General features: G+C 34.7%; 15 protein-coding genes. 7 read left to right on the top strand and 8 right to left on the bottom strand.

Annotation, left to right across the window (positions count from 1 at the left end; all coding sequences use genetic code 11):
* Positions 1-22: 22 nt before the first annotated feature.
* The gene (locus LACWKB10_RS01140; RefSeq protein ID WP_034977621.1) at positions 23-751 is read right to left on the bottom strand and encodes a YebC/PmpR family DNA-binding transcriptional regulator; all 729 of its coding nucleotides are present in this window, start codon (positions 749-751) and stop codon (positions 23-25) included.
* A 261-nt stretch (positions 752-1012) separates the two neighbouring features.
* On the opposite strand from LACWKB10_RS01140, the gene LACWKB10_RS01135 reads away from it, so the two are divergent.
* The 7 genes from LACWKB10_RS01135 (at position 1013) to LACWKB10_RS01105 (ending at position 9535) form a co-directional block, all read left to right on the top strand.
* Positions 1013-2617, top strand: a complete 1605-nt coding sequence (locus LACWKB10_RS01135; RefSeq protein WP_369792465.1) for an APC family permease — start codon at positions 1013-1015, stop codon at positions 2615-2617.
* A 140-nt stretch (positions 2618-2757) separates the two neighbouring features.
* On the top strand, positions 2758-3570 hold the full coding sequence (locus LACWKB10_RS01130; protein WP_034977615.1) for a Cof-type HAD-IIB family hydrolase: 813 nt from the start codon (positions 2758-2760) through the stop codon (positions 3568-3570).
* Between the two features lie 46 nt (positions 3571-3616).
* Complete coding sequence (locus LACWKB10_RS01125) at positions 3617-4318, top strand: ABC transporter ATP-binding protein (protein WP_034977613.1); 702 nt, start codon at positions 3617-3619, stop codon at positions 4316-4318.
* A 12-nt stretch (positions 4319-4330) separates the two neighbouring features.
* Positions 4331-7123 carry an ABC transporter permease gene (locus LACWKB10_RS01120; RefSeq protein ID WP_034977611.1) on the top strand — a complete coding sequence of 931 codons (2793 nt, stop codon included), beginning with the start codon at positions 4331-4333 and terminating at the stop codon, positions 7121-7123.
* A 194-nt stretch (positions 7124-7317) separates the two neighbouring features.
* Positions 7318-8082: an ABC transporter ATP-binding protein gene (locus LACWKB10_RS01115; RefSeq protein WP_034977610.1), complete on the top strand. Its 765-nt coding sequence runs from the start codon at positions 7318-7320 to the stop codon at positions 8080-8082.
* 2 nt (positions 8083-8084) lie between these two features.
* On the top strand, positions 8085-8816 hold the full coding sequence (locus LACWKB10_RS01110) for a hypothetical protein (protein ID WP_034977608.1): 732 nt from the start codon (positions 8085-8087) through the stop codon (positions 8814-8816).
* Complete coding sequence (locus LACWKB10_RS01105; RefSeq protein ID WP_034977606.1) at positions 8816-9535, top strand: hypothetical protein; 720 nt, start codon at positions 8816-8818, stop codon at positions 9533-9535. Before LACWKB10_RS01110 ends, LACWKB10_RS01105 begins: the two co-directional genes overlap by 1 nt.
* A gap of 52 nt (positions 9536-9587) precedes the next feature.
* On the opposite strand, the gene LACWKB10_RS01100 is transcribed toward LACWKB10_RS01105, so the two are convergent.
* The 7 genes from LACWKB10_RS01100 to add all read right to left on the bottom strand — a co-directional run bounded on the left by LACWKB10_RS01100 (position 9588) and on the right by add (position 16151).
* Entirely contained in the window at positions 9588-11495 is a 1908-nt protein-coding gene (locus tag LACWKB10_RS01100; protein WP_034977603.1) for a copper-translocating P-type ATPase, read from the bottom strand.
* A gap of 13 nt (positions 11496-11508) precedes the next feature.
* Positions 11509-11880, bottom strand: coding sequence for a cupredoxin domain-containing protein (locus LACWKB10_RS01095; protein ID WP_081945311.1), 372 nt, complete (start codon positions 11878-11880; stop codon positions 11509-11511).
* 136 nt (positions 11881-12016) lie between these two features.
* Positions 12017-12220: a hypothetical protein gene (locus LACWKB10_RS01090; RefSeq protein WP_034977598.1), complete on the bottom strand. Its 204-nt coding sequence runs from the start codon at positions 12218-12220 to the stop codon at positions 12017-12019.
* Between the two features lie 101 nt (positions 12221-12321).
* Positions 12322-13104 carry an ABC transporter permease gene (locus LACWKB10_RS01085; RefSeq protein ID WP_034977595.1) on the bottom strand — a complete coding sequence of 261 codons (783 nt, stop codon included), beginning with the start codon at positions 13102-13104 and terminating at the stop codon, positions 12322-12324.
* A 2-nt stretch (positions 13105-13106) separates the two neighbouring features.
* Positions 13107-13904 (bottom strand): ABC-2 family transporter protein, encoded by a 798-nt coding sequence (locus LACWKB10_RS01080; protein WP_235191477.1) that lies wholly within the window; start codon positions 13902-13904, stop codon positions 13107-13109.
* The gene (locus LACWKB10_RS01075) at positions 13901-14884 is read right to left on the bottom strand and encodes an ATP-binding cassette domain-containing protein (RefSeq protein WP_034977592.1); all 984 of its coding nucleotides are present in this window, start codon (positions 14882-14884) and stop codon (positions 13901-13903) included. Before LACWKB10_RS01075 ends, LACWKB10_RS01080 begins: the two co-directional genes overlap by 4 nt.
* A gap of 241 nt (positions 14885-15125) precedes the next feature.
* The gene (add, locus tag LACWKB10_RS01070; RefSeq protein ID WP_034977589.1) at positions 15126-16151 is read right to left on the bottom strand and encodes an adenosine deaminase; all 1026 of its coding nucleotides are present in this window, start codon (positions 16149-16151) and stop codon (positions 15126-15128) included.
* Positions 16152-16303: the final 152 nt, after the last annotated feature.

Genomic DNA, 16303 nt, shown 5'->3' with positions numbered 1-16303 from the left:
AAACAACTAAATAAGATTTTTCTTATTCTTCGTCAGCTGCAGCCGTATAAACATTCTGAACATCATCATCATCTTCTAGAGCATCAACCAAATGGTCAAATTGCTCTTTTTTATCATCTGGAACAGGTGTTGTGTTTTCAGGTATCATTGTCAATTCTGCGTTGGCTAACTTATAGCCATCTTTTTCAAGTGCATCACGAACTTGCGCAAATTGCTTTGGATCTGTATAAATTTCATAAGCATCATCGCTGGTTTGCAAGTCATCTCCACCAGCATCCATTACGTCAAGCAACATCTGATCCTCATCAGCATCAGTAGTTGTGCGATCAATGACAATATAACCTTTACGATTGAACATATAAGCAACAGAACCAGTTGCTCCTAAAGAACCACCATTGCGAGTAAAAGCTACTCTGACAGCAGAAGCAGTCCGATTCTTATTATCAGTCAGTGCTTCAACAAAGATAGCCACACCACCTGGTGCGTATCCCTCATAAGTGATTTCATCATAATGCTCTTCTGAATTGCCCTCTGCCTTTTTAATAGCACGATCAATATTTGACTTAGGCATATTGTTAGCATGTGCCTTGTCCATAACCATACGCAAGTTAGGATTTCCGGAAGGGTCAGGACCACCATTCTTTGCAGCCATGTATATTTCACGAGATAATTTTTGGAAAATCTTACCCCTCTTTGCGTCTTGTGCATTCTTGCGGCCTTGGATATTGTGCCATTTTGAGTGTCCTGACATTTAAGAATCCTTCTTTCTTTTCTTATCATTAACGATATTATCTTACCGCAGAGGACTATAAATTTCAATACTAGCAACTATTTCTCCCGCTTTTTTAATTAAATTTGAATGTGCTTTCATTAAAATAAGTTTGTCTAGCCTCTGGTCATCTTTTTATTTAATTAGTAAAATAAAAACATTAGTTGTTTTTCAAAGGAGAGAACTTTAGTGGAGGAAATAAATTCAAACAAAAAGTATATTTCTTGGCCCGTTTTAACCTTGATGGCTTTTTGTACTGTTATTGGGTTAGACGATATAATGTACAACTTCCAGAATCAAGGAATGCCGGTTGTTACTTCATGGATTATCATGTGCTTATTTTATGTTATTCCTTATTCTTTAATGGTTGGGCAACTGGGATCTGTTTTCAATAATGAAGGTGGAGGCTTATCTTCTTGGGTTCGTGGGACTAATGGCGAATTTCTGGGATATTTTACTGCCTGGACATACTGGGCTGCATCTATTCCCTATGCTGTTGATTCTGCTAATGAAATTATAGTTGACATTGGTTGGGCACTGACAGGTTCTGAAAAGTTTCAAAGCCAAATTTCTAACACAAAATTTGCTTTAATGACATTTGCCATGTTTATTATTTTCATTATTGTTGAACATTACTTTTCTCACTCAATGGAAGTCTTATCTACTATTGGTGGTGGACTCATGCTTATTATGACCTTGATGTTTGTTTTTCTCGCATTTCTAGGACTAGCAAAATCAGGCGGTCATATGGCTACACAACCATTTACCTGGCGGACATTAATTCCCAAGTTTGACATGCATTATTGGACAACTATCGCAATGCTCATTTATGCTTTAAATGGCTGTGAACTTGTTGCTCCTTATGTGACCAAAATGAAAAAGCCTAAGTCTGACTTCCCAAAAGCAATGATTGCACTTGCTTTAATGACTATTTTTTTAACAGTTTTCGGTTCATTTGCTTTGGGAATATATTTCAACAGTTACCATATTCCAAACGATTTAAAAATGAATGGTGCCTACTATGTATTTGATATGGTAGGGCATCAATATGGTTTGGGCAAAACTTTGCTTTATGTATGGGCTTGGACTTCTGTCTTTTATAACGCTGCTTTATTAGCAGTACTGCTTGACGCAATGACCAGAATGCTCATTTCTGATACTGGCGACAAGTACATGCCTAAATTTTTACAGAAAAAAGATAAAAACGGCCTTCCTATCAATGGTTACGTATTAACCGTTTCTTTATCAGCGTTTATCATGCTCTTAGGTATCTTTTTACCAGACATGAACGACATTTTTAATTGGCTATTGAACTTAAATGGCATCATCTCACCGGGAGTAACTTGTTGGATATTTTTCTCGTTTATGCAAATTAGGAAAAACTCTAAAAAGTTTACTTCAGACTATGTCTTTATTAAAAACGATAAATTAGGATATCTTGCGGGACTATTTTTACTAATAGTTACTGCTGCGGCTACAATTTTAGGCATTGCACCACAAGATATTAAAAAATTCAGCGGTTATTGGTGGTATGAACTAATTATCAACATCGTTGCCATTATTGTCTTAATTGGCTTAGGAGTCATATTACCAAGCATCAGACGTCGTGAAGAAGAGTATGGCATTGCATTTAACCGTAAACAATGGATCACTATGTTCATCTTAATCATTGGTTCAATTATCTTTGACCTTTATTTAGGCGAAAAAAATGCTTTATTTAATAATGCAGTTATTAATTTTGGTCAGGTAAAAATTGGTATAAATATCTTCCTGATTATTATCGAAACAGTATTCGCAATTTTAATCTGCTGGCTAGTTGGCAAAAGAAAACCCATTACAACTAAATAAATATAGATAAAAGCAGGAATGTTGCTAATAACATTTCTGCTTTTGCTTTTATTTTGCTTTTAAATTAATGAATATCTGGAGTTAAACCTTACAATAATTACTATATAATATACCTGAGAACTTATATTAAGGAGATTAAAATGACACATATTCCCTTTAAAGCAGTAGCAGTAGACATGGACGGTACTTTTGAAAATGATGACAAACAATATGATCATCAACGCTTTGAAAAAATTTTAACCAAGTTGAGACAACATCACGTTCATTTTATAGTTTCCAGTGGTAGGCCATTATCACGTTTGCGCCAAGATTTCTATGATTTCTTGGACAGGATAGATATTGTAGCTGATAATGGTTCAATTCTCACTCAAGACAATAAAATAATTGTTCGTCACGTTTTTACCTATAAAACGGGTATTAAACTGATCAGTTTTATTGAAAATAATTATCCACAAGTACATATTGCCGCTAGTGGGTTAGATCATTCTTATATTAACAAAAAAGCCCCGACTCAATTTAAAAATATGATGCATTTCTTTTACCCCAATGTAGTAGAGATTGCGAAATTAGTTGATATACCTACAAGCGATAGTTTAACAAAGCTAACTCTAAACTGTTCCTCCAAGCTCGCTGGCGAACTAGAAAAAAAGTTCAATCAAACAAACTCTGAACATATTCACTGTACTACCAGTGGCTTCGATAATATTGATGTTATGCCCAACAATGTTAATAAAGGGCAAGGTATTAAATATTTTTTGAGATATTTCAATGTTAAACCAGAAGAACTCATAGCGTTTGGAGATGGCATGAATGACCGTGAAATGATTGAATTGGCTGGGTACAGTTATGCGATGAAAAACGGTCATGAAAAACTTAAAAAGATTGCAAAATATGAAGCACCATCAAATAATGAAATGGGCGTTTTACAAGTATTAGAAAGTTTTCTAGATTAAAATAAGTTTATATCAGTTATATTAAAATCAATAAGGACAGATTTTCATGAGTTATATTGACGTAAGACACAACTATAAGCGCTATCAAACTGGAGATACTGAAATATTAGCCAATAATGATGTCAGTTTTACTGTGGAAAAAGGTGAATTGGCTATTATTTTAGGTGCATCAGGAGCAGGTAAATCCACGATTTTGAACATTTTGGGCGGAATGGATACTAATAGTTCTGGGGATGTTATTATCGATGGCAAAAATATTGCTAAATATAATAAAAGACAACTAACCAGCTATCGCCGCACTGACATTGGTTTTGTTTTCCAATTTTATAATTTAATTCAAAATCTAACTGCAAGAGAAAATGTAGAATTGGCATCAGAAATAGTTCCAGATGCACTTGATCCGGTTAAAGCTTTGATAGATGTTGGTCTTAAAAATCGCATTAATAACTTTCCTGCAGAACTTTCAGGGGGTGAGCAGCAAAGAGTGGCAATTGCTCGAGCAATAGCTAAAAACCCTAAAATTTTACTTTGTGACGAACCAACTGGCGCACTTGATTATCAAACTGGTAAAAGTGTTTTGCAAACCATTATCAATATGAGTCGTGAGAATGGTACTACAGTAGTCATAGTTACTCATAACAGTGCTTTAGCTCCCCTTGCAAACCGTGTGATTCACTTCCATGACGGCAAAGTTACGCAAATTGAAGAAAATAAACATCCAGCAGATATTGCCAGCGTTAAATGGTAGAAAAGGCTAATCATGAATAAAGTTATTCTGAAAGATTTTTGGCGATCAATTAAACATACTAAGGGGCAATTTGTTTCTATCATGGGGTTAATGATGATTGGTGCATTTGCTTTAGTTGGTTTAATGGTGACAGGACCTGACATGCGTGATACCGGCAATCACTATGCGCAAAAACTAAAAACAGCTGACCTCACTGTTATATGTAATTATGGTCTAGACCAAAAAGATAGCCAAAAAATAAAACAAACTAAAGGTCTGCAAACCGTTGAATTTGGCTACATGACAGATACAGTTGTCAAAAATAGTCAAGAAAGTTTTCGTATTTTTTCAAAACCAAAATCAGTAGGAAAATATGAATTGCGTAAAGGTCGTTTGCCGGTAAAAACAAATGAAATTGCTTTGGCAGACCATTATTCACATAAATATAAAATTGGCCAAAATATCAGTTTTACAGAGAAGAAGAATATTTTAGGAAGCACTCTGCTAAAACGAAAAAGCTTCAAAATCACAGGTTTCGTTAGGTCCAGTCAAATTTTATCAAATGTAAACTTAGGGCAAAGTAACAGTGGTACTGGAGAACTTAAAGGTTATGCAGTAGTCAGCCCTGATGCTTTTAATCATACGGTTTATACAGTGGCTAACCTAAGATACAAAGATTTGCGTGGCCTTGACTCTTATGGCAAAGTCTACACTAGTAAAGTTAAGCACCATAAAAAAGTTTTACAAGATAACTTAAAAAACACCGCGCATCAAAGGCAGAAAAGAATAATGACTGCCGCTAACAAAAAAATTGCACCTCAAGAAAATAAAATTCAACAAGCAGAGCAGAAATTACAGGCTGCAAGTGAGCAAATTAGTTCCGCAGAAAAACAACTAACCCTCCAAAAAAGTAAATTAAATGCGCAAATATCACAGACTGAAGCTGCAGGAGCTAATTTACCTCAAGCAGCAAGATTGCAACTACAACAGGCTCAGCAAGAAATTGCTGAAGGCGAGCAAAAATTAAAACAAGAAAAAAAGATCTTTGCTCGTAAATCTGCGAGAGTCAATAATAAAATTAAAAGTGGCAAAGAAGAAATCAGAAAAGCTAAAAAGCAATTGCGGAAATTGGCTCTGCCAAGCTATAGCGTATACAATAGGCGCGAGGTACCAGGCGGTGAAGGCAATTTAGTTTACACAACAGTTGCGCAAGTAGTCGAAGATTTAGCTAAAGTATTTCCTATTTTTCTTTATTTTGTTGCCGCTTTAGTTACCTTTACTACAATGAACCGCTTCATTGATGAAGAAAGAATCAATTCTGGTACAATGAAAGCCTTAGGCTATAATGATCAGGTCATAATTAATAAATTCATCGCTTATGGCTTTATTTCAGGTACAATCGGCACTATTTTGGGCGTTTATTTGGGACACACTTTGATGCCACAAATTGTTTATCATGCTTATTACAAGTCTCTGACCATCCCGCCCATTGAATTACACTTTCATTGGCAAATCAGTCTGATCGCTTTATTATTGTCTTGGATCAGTTCCGTTTTGCCTGCATACTTAACTGCTAAAAATGAATTTAGAGAAAAACCGGCCGCATTACTATTGCCTAAGCCTCCTGCAGCTGGCTCTAAAATCTTGCTGGAAAGAATTCCTTTTATTTGGAACCATCTCAGCTTTACTCATAAAGTTACTGCCCGTAATATTTTTCGTTATAAAAAGCGCATGCTGATGACTATTTTTGGTGTTTGTGGTGCTGCTACTATGCTCTTTGCCGGTTTTGCTGTAAAAAATTCGATTACTAATATGAATAACAGGCAATTTAATGATCTCATTCACTACAACATGATCGTTGCCCAGAAGCCTGATATTTCAAAGCATCAGCACAAAGCTTTAAATAGCAAATTAAAAGAAGACAGTATTAAATCAGAAACACCAATTTATTATGAGTCAATGTCTAAAACTGCTGGTAAAACTGGTGATACACAAGATATTACCTTAATTGCTCCTTCTTCTAGCAAAGTACTGAAGAACTATGTTCATTTAAATAATCGTAAAACCAAGCAGACATTGCACTTATCAAACAACGGGGTTATTATTTCAGAAAGATTGTCCACATTGCTCAAAGTGAACAAAGGTGACTATATATCTCTAACGGATAAAAATAATCAATCTAGGAAAATGAAGGTAGCTGGCATCACTGAAATGTACATGGGACATTTCATTTTCATGAACAAAACGCAATATCAGAAAATTTTTAACAAACGCTTCACGTCAAATGCATACCTTGTTAACTTAAAAAATTCCACTCGCAAAAACACGAGAAAAATTGCTGCAGAATTTATGGCTCTTAATGGTGTGGCAGGAGTGGTGCAAAACACTGCAGTTAGCCAAGAGCTGGACGTGGTGGTAAAATCTCTTAACTTGATCATGGTTGTTTTGATTGTAGTTGCCGGACTTTTAGCAATTGTAATTCAATATAATTTGACCAACATCAATATTGCCGAAAGAATTCGCGAACTCTCAACCATCAAAGTTTTAGGTTTCTACGATAATGAAGTAACGATGTATATTTATCGCGAAACTATTCTTTTAACAGGTATTGGCATTTTAGTCGGTTACCTCACAGGAGATTTGCTTTACCGCTATATTCTTTATGTGGTGCCACCTGACAATGTCATGTTTAATCCGGCATTATCTGTCTCAAGTTTTTTGTGGCCGTTAGGAGTTATCGGTATCATTACAATAGTTCTAGGATTTATTGTTAACAAAAAATTAAAAGACCTTGATATGCTTGAAGCTTTAAAATCAGTTGATTAAATAAAATAGAACTGCTCTAATAAGAACAGTTCTATTTATTTCTGCAAAAATTAAAAACTAAATAAAAATATGTTATACTTTATTCATTAGATTTAATGCTCACAACAAGATCTTCAAATTAACGTGTATAAAGAACTTGATCATCCTTCCTTTTTAATTGATGAAGTTCCACCAAATTAATTTTGGAGATAAAATTGAATAATATTTTACAAGTTAAACATTTAATAGAAACATATAAAGATAAAAACCAAAAGTTTCAAGCTTTAGACGATGTTTCTTTTACAATTGATCAAGGAGAAATATTAGCTCTATTAGGACCTAATGGTGCGGGGAAAACTACCACTGTCTCAATTATAGGTGGCTATTTGCTCCCTACTTCTGGTCAGGTAATTTTAAACGGACAGGATATTACTACTGCTCGTAAAAGACCCAATATAGGCGTTTCTTTTGGTGGAGATCTAGGGTTTTACCGTAACGCCACAGCAAAGCAAAATTTACAATTTTTTGCGGATCTGGCCAAAGTACCCTTTCGTAAGCAAAAAAAAGAAATACATCGTGTTCTGTCTATTGTTGAGCTGGATAATGTCGCAAATAAAAAGGTAGGGAAATTTTCTAAAGGAATGACGCAGAGACTGCATATTGCTCGTTCCTTGTTAAATAATCCAAGTTTATTACTTTTAGATGAACCTACTAGTGATTTAGATGTTGAAATAGCGCAAAGCGTTCAGAAGACTATTAAAAAATTAGCAGATTCCGGCATTAGTATTTTATTAACAAGTCACACGATGTCAGAAGTTGAAAAGCTAGCTAAAAATGTAGTTATTCTAGGTGCAGGAAAAGTTTTTTTCACTGGCACCGTTTCTGCTGTTTTGGGCTTGGCTGAAAAAGAAATCAACCAAAAACCTAAAAATTTGGAAGAAGCTTATTTGGCAATAGCTCCTAAACTAAGGAGGAATTAGATATGCGTTTTATTCGTCTTTTCCTCTTTCATGTAAAAGATTATCTTTCCGATCAGTACTTTGTCTGGTTAACAATCACTAGTACTGTTTCCATTTTCTTGATGCAATATATTATGGCCTATGCTTCTCACGATTTGAATAATCCACAATTGTGGCTGCAAAGTGGTATTTTTGGTATGTGGACTTCGTGTACAACCGTTGCCGGTTGTATCGGTTTTGAACGTTACAAAGGAACGCTGCCATATTTGCTAAACAGTCAATATGACGAGCGAGCTTCTTTAATTACTTTACTTTTACCTGCTTCGAGCTATGGTTTATTTTCATTTCCTATTGCTTATATTCTTGCAAAAATTTTAGGAGTAGCTACTGGTAAAATTTCTCTGTACCAGATTTTGCTAATTTTTCTACTGTGGATCGGATGCTCAGTAATGGGAATTTTAATTTCTTCATTTCTTACTCTTTCACCTAATGCAATGGTTTATGAGGGCTTAATTGGCACTCCTATTTTGTTATTAGCAGGATTATTTGGCAATGAGACCATTTTGAATCCCTTAACCAAGTTTTCTCAGTGGTTTATTCCTATAACTGGACCAATTGCTTCTTTGTCCCATAATAAAAGTCTCAACTGGACTGCTTATTTTTGCAGTTTACTTCTTTGGCTTTTGTTAATTGTGATTATTGTGAGAAAAATTAACGACCTTGTCAGAAAGAAAGGAGCTCTGAAAATTATCTAATGTTTGCTACACAATTCTCTGGCCTTTCTTTTCTCAATAATTGGCGTACCAAACTAACTTATTTCTTTATCACACCAATGATAAATCTGGTCCTGTTAGTATTAATCAATATGCAGTATTCTAATCAATTTAACTGGGATGTTGCGATCAGTTCAATTGTAATAGATGCTGCGGTACTTGCTCTTGAAACATTTTGTTCCGCTGTGATTAATGATGCAGACTTAAAAATTGACTTTGAATTAATTGCCAAAAGACCTTTTAGTATCATGTATTGGCTTTCTAAATGCATTGTTGCCATCATTATAGGTTGCATTTTAGCATTAATTAACCTATTTTTATTGTACTTAGCCGGCTCTCCCATAGTCATTATTGAACGAGCTTTGCTCATGCTACCGCTTTTATGTATTTATGGCTGCGTTTTAGGTTTTGTATCTTGGGCCATCTCATGGCAAATGAATGATCCTTACTTTTTGGAGAATATTTTTAGCAGTTTAGCCCAATTAGTATCAGGAGTCCTAGTTGTAATTTCAGCTTATCCTGAATGGTTAAAAGAAATTGCTTTATTATTTCCTTTTGCAGAACCTGTTACTTACATCAAAACTGGTAGCGCCAATTTGATGTACAGTGCATTAATTACATTTATTTGGCTCATTATTGGAATTTTAGCTTATATTAGCCAAATCAAGCCAGTTCTGGCTAAAGGTAAACACCATTATTAAAGCTTACACAGTAAAATAGCAGTCGCAAGATTTACGACTGCTATTTTTATATCTATATTTTTGTTTTTCCTAACAAAACTGAACTGATTACAACCGATAATGAACTAAAGGCCATTGCTAATCCTGCTATTTCCGGACTAAGTGTGAGACCCACACCTGCAAAAACACCAGCGGCAACTGGAATACCCAGTACATTATAAATGAAAGCCCAAAACAGATTTAGCTTTATCCTATTAAAAGTCTTGCGACTAAGTTTCAAAGCGCGAACAACATCTTCCAAGTCATTTTTGATAAGCACGATACCACCCGCATCGATGGCAACATCCGTACCCGAACCCATGGCAATTCCAACATCTGCCTGGGTTAGAGCTGGCGCATCGTTGATCCCATCACCAACAAATGCGACATGGTGCTTCTCTTGCAATTTTTTTATAACTGCTGCTTTATCAACCGGCAAAACCTCAGCAATTACCTGATCGATATCGACCTGTTCTGCAATAGCGTGGGCTACTTGTTGATTATCTCCAGTTAACATGACAGTTTTCAAGCCTAAACGATGTAAGTCGTTTATCGCATTTTTGGCATTCACTTTAGGAGCATCCTGAATTGCAATTAGACCCAGCACTTGATTATCCTGAACAACAGACACTACTGTTTTTGCCTCATTTTGCAATGCCACTGTTTGCTCTTCTAATTCTGGAGCAATTTTAATTTCTTCTTGTTTTTTGGGACTGCCGACAGCAACATTTGTACCAGAAATTTTACCAGTGACACCCCATCCCTCAACTACAGTAAAATTTTCTACCGTTTTTAACTGCAACTTTTCCTTTTTCGCCGCAGCTAATATAGCTGGAGCGAGAGGATGTTCAGATAATTTCTCTAAACTGGCAGCATATTGTAGGACATTTTCTTTATCTCCAACAATATCTGTTACTTGTGGTTGACCTTTGGTAATCGTTCCCGTTTTATCAAAAACTATAGTATCAATGCTGTTTGCAGCCTCTAAAATTTCTCCATTTTTAATTAGGATTCCCATTTTGGCACCACGACCAGTTCCAACCATTAGTGCAGTTGGTGTTGCCAGCCCTAAAGCACAAGGACAGGCAATAACCATAACCGCAACGGCAAAAACTAATGCAGTTGCTATGCTTTTACCTAAAAAAATATACCAAACTAAAAATGTTACAGTTGCAATAATCAATACTGTGGGAACAAAAATATTTGCAACCTTATCAGTTAATTTTTGAATCGGTGCATGACTGTTCTGTGCCTTTTTAACAATTTCAATAATTTGCGCTAGCATCGTTTCATTACCAACTTTTTGGGCTTGCATTACAAATGATCCCGTTTGATTGATTGTAGCTCCTATTACCTGATCGCCTGTCACTTTTTTAACTGGCATACTTTCGCCAGTTACCATAGATTCATCAATGCTTGAATTGCCAGAAACAATTTTGCCATCAACTGGTACTTTTTGCCCAGGCATTACTTGTATGTAGTCGCCCTTCACAACTTCAGTGATAGGAATACTGACAAATTGATCATCGCGCTTTACTAAGGCATTTTTTGCACCTAAATTAAGCAATTTCCCCATAGCGTCAGAAGCAGTTGACCGCATTTTTTCTTCTAAAACCTGCCCTAATAAGACGAAAGTAATAACAAAAGCAGCACTTTCAAAGAAAACAGGTCTTTTAGTAAACATCGCATAAATACTGTAGATATAAGTTATCGATGTTCCTAAAGCAACGAGGGTATCCATATTTGAATGGTGCTTTTTAAAGGCAGACCACGCACTAGTAATAAATGGACCTGCTGAAATCAACATAATTATTGTTGTAAAAATAAGCATGGTCCATTCACCACCTGGCAACATCCATCCAGTAAAAGGATGAATAATCATTTCCAGAAGCATTGGCAGTGATAATATTAGCGACGTCCAAAAACGTGTTGTAATTTTCATTGTTTTTCCTTAGCTATTTGACAATTACCTTACCATGAAACATGTTCATACTGCATTCCCATTGATATTCACCTGGTTTTGAAGTATCTATTTTAACCGTTTCTACTTTGCCTTCAGGTAATTTCTGATTTATTCCAAAATCTGAAAATACAACATGATCTAAACAATTGGAGGAGTCTGTTCTCTTAAAGTTTAAAGTAGCGGGCACTCCCCTTTTAAGAACAACTCTTTCTGGTGAATAACCACCTTTAACTTCAATATCAACACTCTGGTTGTTTGACTTCATAGTGGCTTTCTCCTCTTCTACTTGATGGCTACCAAAGAACCACCATGCAATAAAAGCTATTAGTGCAAGACCCAAAGCTAAGATAATAATTTTATTCATGATAATTCCTCCCCGATGAAGCTTATTATTAATGTCTACATTTGTAAACTAAATTTAGTATAAATTATGTATCTACAAATGTAAACATAAATGCTCAAAAAAAACTTACTGATTTTTTTCAGTAAGTTTTACCTTATTAATCTGCATCTAATCGCTTTAACCAATGAGTCAGATCATTTTTGTCCACCATTATTTGCTTAAGTTCGGCCTTATTATCTGCGGCCAAAAACAGCATTAACTGTAGATACTTTGTCACAGAAAGTCCATAATTTTCCAGATTAGCCTTAGCTGCTTTTACTACTGTATCATTTAAACTAATTGTAAGAAGTTCGTCTTTCAAAGTCTATCCCATTTCCTATATTCTAAATAAAAACTAACAGGATTATTTTAGAAAAACCTCTAATGCTATGCAAGTATTTAATTCAAAAATCATAATTCTTTTTATCTACCTGCTCCATTATATTTCCTCAAGCCTAAATTCCATACCCAATGGTCTAAAAATAAGAATACTAAGGCTATCAAAAGTTGCAATAACATTATTTGCCATTGCCGTGGCCTTATTAAAATAATTGTTGCAGGACAAGCAATTAGTCCAAAAGGCAGGATGAAATTAAAAATAATATTACCCAGCCCCCGATAAATACTTGCAGGGTAGCGACTCATTTGTATCATACTTAAAAATAAATCATTTCTGCCAAAATTTGTTGGAAACCAAAATGCCGAAATTGTCCATAAATACCAAAGAGAATAGTATAAAATGCAGCCAAAAACGCAAGAAAGCAAAAATAACAACACCTGGCCTATATTAATACTTATACCCTGACATGCATAAATAATTACAAATAGTCCCAGCACCGAATTAATTAATTGTGTAAATTCAATTGCACTAAAAAAGTAATATACCTTAGCGTTAATTGGTTTTAATAAAATTGAATCTAAAGTTCCTTCTCTAATGTCTTTTTCCATTTTAGGCATTGATTTGACCAAGAAAGCCATTAAGAAGCCGTCAAGCATAGTATAAACGCCAACCAACAACAGACATTCTTTGTAGGTCCAACCACCGATAGTATCAACATTTAAATAAATTACCTTAAAAAAAGCTATAGGAATGCCTAACCACAATATAGAAGAGATTATCCCAAACAATGTGTCTAACCTGAAACTAATAGTTTGCAATAAGGCAATTTTAATTAACGATTTGACTACTTTAAGTTTACTTTTCATAATCAACCCATTACATCAGAGTATCTCTGAAGCCCTTCTTTATTAACTATTTTTACTATTAAATAAAAAACTATCATCCATACAATTTCAATGATTGTGTTTTTAAGCCATATATTTAATGGTAATGCTTTAACAAGCGTATCAATTGGAAAAGAGCTGAAATATTGAAATGGCAGTAGTTTAATTATTTTTACCAAAAAAGGCGGCAAAATTTCTAAAGGAAAGTAAAAGCCTGCCAGCAGATTGACTACAACTTCTTTTACCAGTAAAACAAAGAAAAGATTGTCAAACCAGTACGCTACACTACCAATAATATAAGAAAAAAGAAACCATAATATGGCTGCCATAATTAAACTAAATGCAAATTCAAGAAGCACGAGTAAAGAAATATGAATTAAATTACGCGCAACTATATAGACAAATCCAATAATTAAAATCGGAGCAAGCAAAATTAAATTTGCCAGTCTATCGCCCAGCATTTTAGCAAAATAATATTTTTCAATTGTAATTGGTCTATGGATGATATTAGACAATTCTCCTGAATGGATATCATCATTCAATTCCCAGTCAACTGCATACCATACAAAAGAATTAATAAAATTAACCCCAATATAATAAATTACCATTTGATTTTTGCTAAAACCACCAATAGTTTGACCATGATTCAATATTAATGACCACAAATAAAACATCACTAAACTTGGTACCAGTGCTTGCAGAAGCAAAATTATGACGCTGCTCTTATTGGCTAATATAGACTTCAATGAGATCTTGCTTACTGAAAAATAGGTTTTTATCATTTTTCTTTCTCCTCAGCAAATAGCTCTAAGATAATATCTTCAAGCTTCAGGTCATTTATTTGATAGTCGGAGCCTTGATTATCCCGTGCCAACTGAGCGATCTGGTCATCTACCTTTTCTACAGGAACTTTAATTGTCACGGTCAAATCATCCTGATCAATAATCTTGGCGCCCAATTTACTTTCGTTGAAGTTCTCCGATTTAATAAAAGTAATATATTTATTCTGATTAAACCTCTCTAATAAATCTGTTTTTGGTCCATCCCACATTATCTGACCGCTATTTACAATGATCAGGTGATCACAGATAGTTGCAATATCTTCCATATCATGAGAGGTAAGAAAGACAGTCAATTTTTCTTCCTGATTCAGCCTTAACAAAAACTTGCGTATATCCCTTTTTGCCAAAACGTCTAAGCCAATAGTCGGTTCATCTAAAAAGAGTATTTTTGGTCTAGTTGCTACGCCGGCCAGAAATTCTACTTTCATTCGTTCTCCCAGTGATAATTTGCGGGTTTGTACATCTAATTTTGAAGTTACATTTAATATTTGAGCCAGATCATTGACCGTTTTTTGAAAAATTTCTTCCGGTATATCGTACATTGACTGCAATAATTTTAAATAATCTCTAGGGGTTAAATCAGGAAAAAGTTGCGATCTATTTCCCATAACGACTGAGATTGACTTTTTGAAATCATTTATCCTTTTTGTAGGATCATAGCCATTTACTTTGCAAGTTCCAGCTGTTGGAAACAAGGTTCCAGTCAGCATCTTAATGGTCGTGGTCTTACCTGCCCCATTTTTGCCAATAAAGCCAACTTTTTCACCGTTCTTGATAGTAAAATTGAGCGATTTTACTGCTTGCACTGCCGTCTTTTCAGGCTTAAAAATATTTTTAACAACTGCACGCCAGTTTTCACCCCTGCTGCTAATAAAATAATCCTTAGAAAGATTATGAACTTCAATCGCATTTTCGTTCATTTTTGACCTCATTAGTTATCTAGCCAGCACAAAAAAGCAATTTTTAAAAGGACAATCCTTTTTACAAAATTGCTTTAAGTTTTGAACACCTATCATCATACATTTAGAAACTGTCATTGGTTTAACCTTATTACTCATAGTTTTTAAATCAGCAACAATTAGATAAATTCTACCACATTTTTAGCATTTTTTAAATATAATTTAATTTTTGGCACAAAATATATTTACTATTTAGAAAATATCACCTTTTACTTGAGATGTATTCTTCTATTTGGGCAAGATAGTGTTCTTTTTCCTGTTGACTGATCCAAGAGGTTTTAAATGAATTTTGTGCTATTCGAATCAGTTCTTTTTCACTCCAATCGCACTTTTGGGCAAATTTATAGTAAACATCATTAATATAATTACTACCCTTATAAGCCGGATCATCGGAATTAAAACTAATCAGTGCACCGCTATTAAAAAGCTTATTTATGGCCTCTTGTTCCATAACTTTGCGGGTGTAAAAATAAGCCATGGGACATGCTGTAATACCAATTTTTTGGTCTATTAAAAATTCCATTAAATCCTCATTTTCAACTATATTTAAGCCATGATCCAAACGATCTACCGTAATAATTTCTAAAGCTTGTTTGATATGATCAATTGAATCAACTTGGTGTAGATCACAATGCATTGTTAAATAGTAACCTTGAGCTCGGGCCTTAGCAAAAACCAGCATAAACTTCAACGGTGGGTTATGATGTTCATCTGAATCAAGACCAACACCTAATATCCAGCCTTTTTTATGATATGGCTCAGCTTCTTTTAAAGTTTGCATTGCTGATTCTTGTGAATACTCTCTTAAAAAGCACATTATTAACTGTACATCAATGTCTAATGATGCTGCATCAACAATCGCTTCATGAATGCCCTCAATTACTGTAGCAAAAGGGATGCCCCGACTAGTATGAGCTTGAGGATCAAAAAACAATTCAAGGTGCTTAACATTGCTGTCAGCTTCTTTGCGCAAAAAAGCTGCAGTTAAATCATAGAAATCTTGTTTAGTCCGCAAGACCTGCATCCCTTTATAGTATGCCTTTAGAAATTCCGGCAATCCTACTCCATAATTCCTGTCAATATCCGCTGGAGTCTTAGCACCGATATCAATCTGGTTTCTCTTAGCGATGGCAAATTCCATTTCGGCTTCTAGTGTTCCCTCTATATGAACATGCAGTTCAGCCTTAGGCAATCCGTCAACAAACTTACGAGATAATTTTTGGATCATCTTTTTCTCCTTAACAAAATCACTATAAATACGAACATTTTAACCGAATTATAATTACCTTCTTTATCATCAAAGCTTTTATATAGGTAAAAATCAATATTTAAAATCATAACATTTTTATTTAATACTTACAATGACTATTTATATTGTGC

It is taken from the genome of Lactobacillus sp. wkB10 (assembly GCF_000760615.1).
Lineage (GTDB): Bacteria > Bacillota > Bacilli > Lactobacillales > Lactobacillaceae > Lactobacillus > Lactobacillus huangpiensis.
This window is presented reverse-complemented; position numbering and strand designations above follow the sequence as displayed.

What these genes read in the sequence shown, in the direction of transcription:
- LACWKB10_RS01130 (WP_034977615.1), top strand. Translation starts at nt 2,758, where the DNA reads ATGACACATATTCCCTTTAAAGCAGTAGCAGTAGACATGGACGGTACT.
- LACWKB10_RS01110 (WP_034977608.1), top strand. Translation starts at nt 8,085, where the DNA reads ATGCGTTTTATTCGTCTTTTCCTCTTTCATGTAAAAGATTATCTTTCC.
- add (WP_034977589.1), bottom strand. Translation starts at nt 16,151, where the DNA reads ATGATCCAAAAATTATCTCGTAAGTTTGTTGACGGATTGCCTAAGGCT.
- LACWKB10_RS01100 (WP_034977603.1), bottom strand. Translation starts at nt 11,495, where the DNA reads ATGAAAATTACAACACGTTTTTGGACGTCGCTAATATTATCACTGCCA.
- LACWKB10_RS01140 (WP_034977621.1), bottom strand. Translation starts at nt 751, where the DNA reads ATGTCAGGACACTCAAAATGGCACAATATCCAAGGCCGCAAGAATGCA.
- LACWKB10_RS01085 (WP_034977595.1), bottom strand. Translation starts at nt 13,104, where the DNA reads ATGAAAAGTAAACTTAAAGTAGTCAAATCGTTAATTAAAATTGCCTTA.
- LACWKB10_RS01125 (WP_034977613.1), top strand. Translation starts at nt 3,617, where the DNA reads ATGAGTTATATTGACGTAAGACACAACTATAAGCGCTATCAAACTGGA.
- LACWKB10_RS01105 (WP_034977606.1), top strand. Translation starts at nt 8,816, where the DNA reads ATGTTTGCTACACAATTCTCTGGCCTTTCTTTTCTCAATAATTGGCGT.
- LACWKB10_RS01095 (WP_081945311.1), bottom strand. Translation starts at nt 11,880, where the DNA reads ATGAATAAAATTATTATCTTAGCTTTGGGTCTTGCACTAATAGCTTTT.
- LACWKB10_RS01135 (WP_369792465.1), top strand. Translation starts at nt 1,013, where the DNA reads ATGGCTTTTTGTACTGTTATTGGGTTAGACGATATAATGTACAACTTC.
- LACWKB10_RS01075 (WP_034977592.1), bottom strand. Translation starts at nt 14,884, where the DNA reads ATGAACGAAAATGCGATTGAAGTTCATAATCTTTCTAAGGATTATTTT.
- LACWKB10_RS01080 (WP_235191477.1), bottom strand. Translation starts at nt 13,904, where the DNA reads ATGATAAAAACCTATTTTTCAGTAAGCAAGATCTCATTGAAGTCTATA.
- LACWKB10_RS01120 (WP_034977611.1), top strand. Translation starts at nt 4,331, where the DNA reads ATGAATAAAGTTATTCTGAAAGATTTTTGGCGATCAATTAAACATACT.